The organism is Hanstruepera marina, assembly GCF_019880635.1.
Taxonomy (GTDB): Bacteria; Bacteroidota; Bacteroidia; order Flavobacteriales; family Flavobacteriaceae; genus Hanstruepera; species Hanstruepera marina.
The window spans coordinates 561,130-569,330 of record NZ_JAINVX010000002.1 but is presented as its reverse complement, the minus strand read 5'-3'; the positions used below and the strand labels follow the sequence as shown (position 1 = coordinate 569,330).

The window sequence follows — 8,201 nt, the reverse complement described above, 5'->3', positions numbered from 1 at the left end:
TCTCGGAAATTCCTACGTGTTTGCTAACTTTGGTTTACGGCGGAATAGTTCTCCCGAACCATTCCGCAACGAAACCATAGCCAAAACCGTTAGCACACATTTGAGAAAAAAATCGTGAAAATTGAAAAACCACATATTAAACTTCACAAAATGAATAACCAAACTGTTCTTGATATTGACACGTGGGAATTGAAAGACATTATCGAAGATTATTTGCGTGAGGAATGTGATATAGACTATGAATTTTTCCAAGAAATAAACCCTGAATTAGCTAAAACCAACTACGAAAGTTATCGACTTTTCTTCGCTAAAGAGTATTCTGAAAAAACAATAGCTGACTTTTTGAAAAAATACTCTGACAGAGAATTGATTGAAATTGTGGAATTTCAAAGAGCTCAAGCGAATGGCAGATTTTACTGTGATTGTTGTGGTTACAATACGCTGAATGAAAAACCAAACGGAACTTATCAGATTTGTACAACTTGTTTCTGGGAAGACGACCCAATTCAAAAAGAAGACCCGAATTATGAAGGTGGAGCAAATCAAGTTTCATTAAACCAAGCGAAAAAGAACTTTGCGGAATTTGGAGCTTGCGAAAGAGATATGATAAAAAACGTACAGAAAGTACATAAAAGTGACATTCGAAATCCGAAATATAAAGTTGAATAAAAAACGTGTGCTAACAATGTATAACCGCAATTACGGCGGATTCGACTACGTCCGAATCCACTCGGAATTGCTAACGTCAGTTCTTAACCGAAAAACATTAACTTTAAACCCGTAACTGACGGTTATACGAGACCGTTGGCAACAATAAAAGGAACTATATGAAAAACAAAACAATAAAGAATGTATTATTCATTTTAATCCTAATCATTACTTCTTATTCGTTTGGACAATCTATTAAGCCTCACACAATCGGAATAGTGGTTAGCGATATTGAAAAGTCTACTGATTGGTATGAAAACCTTTTGGAATTAAAACTTTATAAAGAAATGGCTTTTCCTGAATATGACAGTCTAAAGATTAACTTTCTGAAAGGAAAATATTTTCAGCTTGAATTAATGGAAAAGAAAACATCTTTCACAATTAATGAATATGTTGCTGATTACAGTCTAAACAACAAACCTTTAATCGGATTTTCTAAAATCGCATTTTCTGTTCCTAATATTGCTTCCATTTATAAAAGAATTAAAGAAATGAATGTCACAGAAGTTTTAGGAATTACGGAAGACAAAGAATTTAATTTGAGGTATTTTATAATTAAGGATTTAGACGAAAATGTTATACAGTTCATTGAACAAAAATCTGATTAATAAATACTGTTGCCAACACCGTGTAAGCGCAATAACGGCTGAATTTCCTAATCAGAAATTCAACTCGTTTTGCTAAATTAGATGCGTCAGCGGAAAGTACTCGCGCACTTTCCCGTTACTGACGCTTACACAAAACCGTTGAATCACATTCAGCTAAAGCTGACTTGTGTCCCTATATTTTGCAAGCAAAATCCCATTACACAAGATATGTGATTCAACGTCAGCGTTATGCCAAATTGCGCCAGGCGCGGGAATCTTGGGGATTGTATTACTAACAGCTCCAGCCGCCCATCTAGGGAAAACGTGAGCCAACTGCCATTATACGCAATTTGTTTACGTTTACTCTGTATTTTAAATAACACCGAATAAATTCGCTATATTTAAAATCCAAAACGTAACTACGCATAACGCTGACTTTCACCATAATAATTGTAACTTGCTAAATATCTATTAACCAATTAAATATAACAATATGAAAACAAAAATGACATTTGTATTAATTATGATTTTCGGAATTGTAATAACGGGATGTAAGCAAAAGGAGGAAAAAGTAGAAATAGTTGAAGTTGAAAAAGTTAAAATTGATTTAGTCAACGATGAATTTCCTGAAGCAAAACAAGAGGTAATGGAAACCTTTGGAGCAATTGCTCAAAGCATCAAAGACGGAGATATAGATAAACTAATTTCTTTTCATGCCTACAGTCCAAAGTTTACTGAATTTAAAAATGGAGAACCACGTAATGGCAGTGAAGCTAATGAAGCCCATGAACGCAATGTTTTTGGTTCAGTAACCGAAGTTGTAAAATTCGATGCAAAAGATTTGCAAATTGCAGTTTATGGCGACGTTGCTAATTTAACCTTTCACTCTGATTTTCATTTAAAATTTGGTGAGGATTTAGTTGTGGTAAATGACCAAATCACATTGTTATTCGTAAAAACGGACAACGGATGGAAAATGGTCCACGAACATCATTCTCCTTTGAAAAAAGAAGAAAGTTAAAAACGTGCTACAACACCGTATAAAAAAATTGCTAGTTTTAGCTAAACCAAAGTTAGTTGACAACAAGCTCAACGAAACGCTCTGAATTGAAAACCAAACAACCATACCTAAAAGGAAAATCCGTTTTTATAGTTTCATTACTTGTAATAGGAATTACAATCCTGACTGTTTATTTGACTGGAACAAATTACAATAGGGATTTGACTTCTAATCTCTATTTGTCTCTCGGAATTATCGCTACAGCCATATTTCTGTTTATGACTTACGGACTCTACTCTGGAATTGGTTTGATTGACAATTTTCCAAAATTTCGGAATTTTAAAAGTGGTGATTTGCTTGCTCATAGCGGAACTGGACCCACAATGGAGATTCCATCAGTCGGAGATGGAATTGGCGGAATAGTTTTATCAATTTTGTTATGGATAGCAATGTCAATATTATTTGTTATTTTACTAATAGTTCTGGAAGCCGTTTTTTGGTTTTCGTTATTTATAATTTTAGCAATGCTTTACTGGATTTTCTTTAGAGCATTGAAACTAGTTTTTAAAAAATCAAAAGATACTAAAGGAGATATTGGAATTTCAGCAGCTTACTCAATGACCTATACCCTACTCTATGTTGGTTGGATATTCGGAGTTGTATATCTGACCGAAATAATAAAATAAAGCCAATTGATGTATTATACATCGCAACAAACCTTGCCCATACTGTAAGCAACATTCTCCCCATTCTTATTAAGCATCGATATTTTTTTGTTTAGGTATAACTCTATTATTCGTATCTTTAAAATCCACTAAAAACCAACACCTTATGAAATCTTTATTACTTTCTGGACTTTTTATATGTTTGAGTATGAATTTATTCGCCCAAGACGACCCCTATTTGTGGTTAGAAGAGGTTGATGGCAAAAAAGCCCTTGACTTTGTAAATACCCAAAACCAACAAACAGAAGACAAACTTACCACCCTGCCTTATTATCAAGACATTTACGATAAGGCCTTGGCTATTTACAATTCTACCGACCGTATTGCCTACCCAACCACGCATGGCAATTATGTATATAATTTTTGGAAAGACAAAGACCATGTACGTGGTATTTGGCGTAGAACCTTACGTAATGATTATTTAAGCGGAAACCCTAACTGGGAAACCCTTTTGGATATTGATGTGCTATCTAAACAGGATGATGTAAAATGGGTTTACAAAGGTGTCAGCGGTTTACACCCAGACTATAATCGGTTTTTGGTCCGCTTATCCAAGGGTGGTGGTGATGCCGTGGTAACCAAAGAGTTTGATGTAAACACCAAACAGTTTATTGAAGACGGTTTTTATATTCCGGAAGCCAAAGGAAATTCTGCCTATGTTCACGAAAATACTATACTCGTTGCTTCCGATTTTGGTGACCATACCATGACGACATCAGGCTATCCGAACCAAATTAAACTTTGGAAACGCGGAACCGCTTTAAAAGATGCCAAGCTTATTCACGAAGGCAACCCAACCGATGTAGGATCTTGGGGAGCTGTTATGCGCGATGGTGAGAAAAGCTATATTATGGTCTATCAGGCTATTACTTTTTACACCAGAAGTGTAAAAGTGTGGCACAATAATAACATGGTGACGTTAGATATTCCTGATGATGCTGCACCTAGTGGTATTTTAAACAATCAATTGATTTTAAATTTAAAGTCTGATTGGACCGTTGCTGGACAAACCTTTAAACAAGGTACCATAATAAGTTTGAACATGACCGACTTATTGAATGGTAAACACAAGGCACATATCATTTATCAACCCGATACTTACTCCAGTGTTACTGGTATATCTACCACCAAAAACAAGTTGCTTTTAAACCTATTAACCAACGTAACCAGTAAACTATATGTATATTCTTTTAATGCTACAGCATGGACCAACGAGCAGGTACAAGCACCTGGTTATGGTAATTTATCGGTTGTAGACACCAACGAGTTGTCTGACGATTATTTCTTTCAGTTTGAAAATTTCTTGATTCCGGAAACATTATATACAGCAAATGCAGACAATAATACATTTAAAGCCTTCCAATCGTTACCTGCCTATTTTGATGGCGACAAGTACAAAGTGAAGCAATTCATGGCTACTTCAAAAGACGGTACCAAAATACCATATTTTGTGGTTGGCTCCAAGACTATGTCTGTTGATGGCAGCAATCCTACCTTATTGAATGCCTATGGTGGTTTTGAAGTATCGCGAACGCCTTTCTATTTGGGTTCTATGGGTGAAAACTGGCTAGAGAATGGCGGCGTATATGTATTGGCCAATATTAGAGGTGGTGGTGAGTTTGGACCTAAATGGCACCAAGCTGGGTTAAAGGAAAACAGACAACGTGTTTATGATGATTTCCATGCTGTTGCCGAAGACCTAATAGCCAACAAGGTTACAGCACCAGAGCATTTGGGCATTATGGGTGGCAGCAATGGTGGCTTATTAGTTGGTGTGGCCTTTACCCAACGTCCTGATTTATACAATGCGGTTATGTGCCAGGTCCCTCTATTGGATATGAAACGCTACAACAAACTATTGGCAGGTGCCAGTTGGATGGGCGAATATGGTAATCCAGATATTCCAGAGGAATGGGCTTACATTAAAAAATACTCACCGTATCAAAACGTTAATAAAGACACGAACTATCCTGAAGTGTTTTTTTATACCTCAACCCGAGATGATCGTGTTCACCCTGGTCATGCCCGTAAAATGGCGGCCAAAATGTTGGATATGGGACATCCCATTTACTATTATGAAAACACCGAAGGTGGCCATGCAGGCTCCTCAACTAACGAGCAGCGTGCCAAATCAAGTGCCATGGGATTATCGTATTTGTTGATGAAACTGAAATAATGGTGTGCGGGACATAAGCTACATCTTTCTGTTTCTAGCTTTAATTGCTGAAATAGTTGGTACTATTGGTGGTTTTGGTTCATCGGTGTTTTTTGTTCCGGTTGCTAATTTTTATTTCGATTTTTATTCGGTTTTAGGGCTTACTGCCCTGTTCCATTTGTCCAGCAACTTGAGTAAGATTTTCCTGTTCCGTAAAGGATTGGACAAAAAACTACTGATAAACATTGGAATTCCATCAGTGGTGTTTGTTATAATTGGCGGTTTTTTATCGAAGTATTTAGATAGCACGTACCTTGAAATTTTTCTTGGCGTGTTTTTGGTGGTCTTTAGTTTGTACTTTTTGATTAAAAGCAAAGTGATTGTACTACCCAACAAAAAGAATGCTGTTATTGGCGGTACGCTCTCAGGATTTTCGGCAGGCTTGTTAGGTACTGGTGGCGCCATAAGAGGTTTGACCATGGCCGCTTTTAACTTGGAAAAGAGTGTGTTTATTGCTACGTCGGCATTTATAGATTTTATGATAGACTTCTCCAGAACTTTTGTTTATTACCAAAATGGTTATATACAAGGCGACCTATTGAAATATGTACCGTTTCTATTTGTCATAGGACTCGTAGGCTCGTACATTGGTAAAAAGATATTGGTCTATATCCCTCAAACGAAATTCCGAGTCATTTCATTGGTTTTGATACTTCTGATTGGCTTGGTAACTATTGGTCAGTTGGTGATTAAGCATGATGTTCTATAAGTTGTCCAATTGGTTATCGGTTTTGTTTTCGCTAATCGTCCAAAAGAAGCCAATAAAGAAGAAGCTATCTGCTGCTGGTTTTAAGGCTCGACTGTTGTAATACCCATTACCATCTGGCATATTGGCAAATTGATATCCATTGATATTCTGTGTGCCCAAGACATTGTTAACCGATAGATACAATATTTTTTGCTGGGTAATTAAATAAGCCCAGTTCATGCTTATACTGTTGTAGTTTTTTGTTGTTTGGTTTAAAAAACCACCCAAATTAGGATCGGTATACGTGCGGCCAGTTGCAAAGGCATAGCTTATGCCTACCTGGCTTTTCCAATCATCAATCCAATATTTCCCTACAATAGATAGGTTGTGTGTATTGGCAAAGCTTGGCGTTGCCATTTCGGGAAAGTTTTGGTAATCACGTTCCGTATCTAAATAGCTATAGCTTACCCAATAGTCCACATTATTAATGCTTTTATTATCTCGCCAAAACAAATCGAGACCTGTAGCATATGCAGATCCTTTGTTGGTATAATTACTATTAAACATGGTAAACTCGGTATCGTATTTTACCAAATCGTCATAATTTTTATAATAGGCCTCGGCTCTAAAAATCTGACCTTCACGATTTAACTGGTAATTTAGAATATAGTGCTGGGTATTTTCGGCAACCAGATCTTGATTGAACTTTAAAATACTGCTATTCGGGTTTTGGTAGAAATTACCATAGGCCAGGGATATTTGGCTGTTTTGACCTGTTTTATATGCCAAAGCCATGCGTGGTGACAGGGTAAGCTGCTTAAACAGCTGACTGTACTCCAAACGCAAACCAGCCTTCAAAGCCAATTGTTTGGAGAAAATTATATCCGCTTCAGTAAATCCTGCAGCTATATTGTTATTGAATCCGTAATCCATAGCTTCGGTAAATGGATTACTGTAGTTTTCGTTAAAATCGGTTGTAAAATATTCAGCACCAAAGTTTAGTTTAAATCGACTACTAAATCGTCGTTTAAGCTTGAGCTTAGCATGAATCGAGTTTTCTGTATCGACTATATCATTTGTAATATATTGCGTATCGGTCTTGGCATAAGTATAACTCATACCTCCAAAAATAGACCACTTATCTGTTAACATGCCACGATACGAGCCGTTAAAATACAAATTGCTATTGTTTAATTTAGTATATACCCCTTCAGGAAAATTAATATCCTCTTGTGTTAAGGCAAACCCACCAACATCAAAAGCCGAATAGAGTTTCAACATACCAGAATAGAACTTTCGTCTAAAAACGGCTTCACCAGAACCTCCATAAAAAGGCTTATCCCAATCGTTTCTATCAGGAAACAAGGCTATATAAGGTGCTAGATTAATATATGAACCATTAACGCTTAAGGAACTTTTCTCCCACTTTTCAGTATGCCCCAAAGCAGCACCAACACTCATAATACCAATATCGGTTTTCTCTTGGTCGGGTTCCTCAATAGTATTCAGCAATAAGACACTGGATAGCGCCTGACCGAATTCAGCCGAATAACCACCAGTAGAAAAGGTTATGCCATCGAACAAAAAAGGTGAATACCTACCACGTGTTGGTATATTGTTGGTTGTTGGTGTGAATGGTGTAAACACACGAATGCCATCGATAAAAATTTGGGTTTCATTGGCATCACCACCACGCACGAACAAACGGCCATCCTCTGCAACGGTAGCCGTTCCAGGCAAAGTTTGTAGAGCACCTACAAAATCGCCCAGTGCACTTGCTGTAGTAACCACATCTAAAGGTTTTAAGACCGAAACCTTACTGTTATCTCCAGCTTCAAATGTACCTGCCGAGATTACTACCGTATCCAAAGCATTAACATCATCACGTAGTTTAATTGTAATATTATTAAATGTGCTGACATCTGCAAATTTCTGATAGGTTTCAAAAGACAAAAACGAAACCACAAGGGTTTGGTTTCCTGTTTCTTCTGTTATAAACGAAAAAGCGCCCTTTTCATCAGAAGTGGCTCCATCGTAAGTGCCTTCTAAGTACACATTAGCGCCTTCAATAGGTAGGTTTTTGGAATCGACAACAACTCCTGATATTTCAGTTTGGGCAATACCCATAGCCACGCAAAACACACATAATAGGTTGGTTAGTATTTTCATTTTTGATTATTTATTACTGTTTGCTTTAATTGATGCCCCAAAATTGCGGTATACATATAGATCATCAAACTAAAACGCACCGAACTGTCAAATTTTAATACTGAATTGC

The 8,201-nt window shown here is 36.9% G+C and carries 7 protein-coding genes; 6 read left to right on the top strand and 1 reads right to left on the bottom strand.

Annotation, left to right across the window (positions count from 1 at the left end; genetic code table 11):
* Positions 1-150: 150 nt before the first annotated feature.
* The 6 genes from K7G76_RS10450 to K7G76_RS10425 all read left to right on the top strand — a co-directional run bounded on the left by K7G76_RS10450 (position 151) and on the right by K7G76_RS10425 (position 5,944).
* Positions 151-669: a CPCC family cysteine-rich protein gene (locus tag K7G76_RS10450; protein WP_223034143.1), complete on the top strand. Its 519-nt coding sequence runs from the start codon at positions 151-153 to the stop codon at positions 667-669.
* 158 nt (positions 670-827) lie between these two features.
* The gene (locus K7G76_RS10445) at positions 828-1,316 is read left to right on the top strand and encodes a VOC family protein (RefSeq protein WP_223034142.1); all 489 of its coding nucleotides are present in this window, start codon (positions 828-830) and stop codon (positions 1,314-1,316) included.
* Positions 1,317-1,788: 472 nt separating this feature from the next.
* Positions 1,789-2,316: a YybH family protein gene (locus K7G76_RS10440; protein WP_223034141.1), complete on the top strand. Its 528-nt coding sequence runs from the start codon at positions 1,789-1,791 to the stop codon at positions 2,314-2,316.
* 86 nt (positions 2,317-2,402) lie between these two features.
* Entirely contained in the window at positions 2,403-2,981 is a 579-nt protein-coding gene (locus K7G76_RS10435) for a hypothetical protein (RefSeq protein WP_223034140.1), read from the top strand.
* Between the two features lie 145 nt (positions 2,982-3,126).
* Positions 3,127-5,196, top strand: coding sequence for a prolyl oligopeptidase family serine peptidase (locus K7G76_RS10430; RefSeq protein ID WP_223034139.1), 2,070 nt, complete (start codon positions 3,127-3,129; stop codon positions 5,194-5,196).
* A 4-nt stretch (positions 5,197-5,200) separates the two neighbouring features.
* A complete protein-coding gene (locus K7G76_RS10425; protein WP_223034138.1) occupies positions 5,201-5,944 on the top strand; it encodes a sulfite exporter TauE/SafE family protein in 744 nt (247 codons plus the stop codon).
* Here K7G76_RS10425 and K7G76_RS10420 read toward each other — a convergent pair.
* Positions 5,939-8,092, bottom strand: a complete 2,154-nt coding sequence (locus K7G76_RS10420) for a TonB-dependent receptor (protein WP_223034137.1) — start codon at positions 8,090-8,092, stop codon at positions 5,939-5,941. The genes K7G76_RS10425 and K7G76_RS10420 overlap by 6 nt on opposite strands.
* Positions 8,093-8,201: the final 109 nt, after the last annotated feature.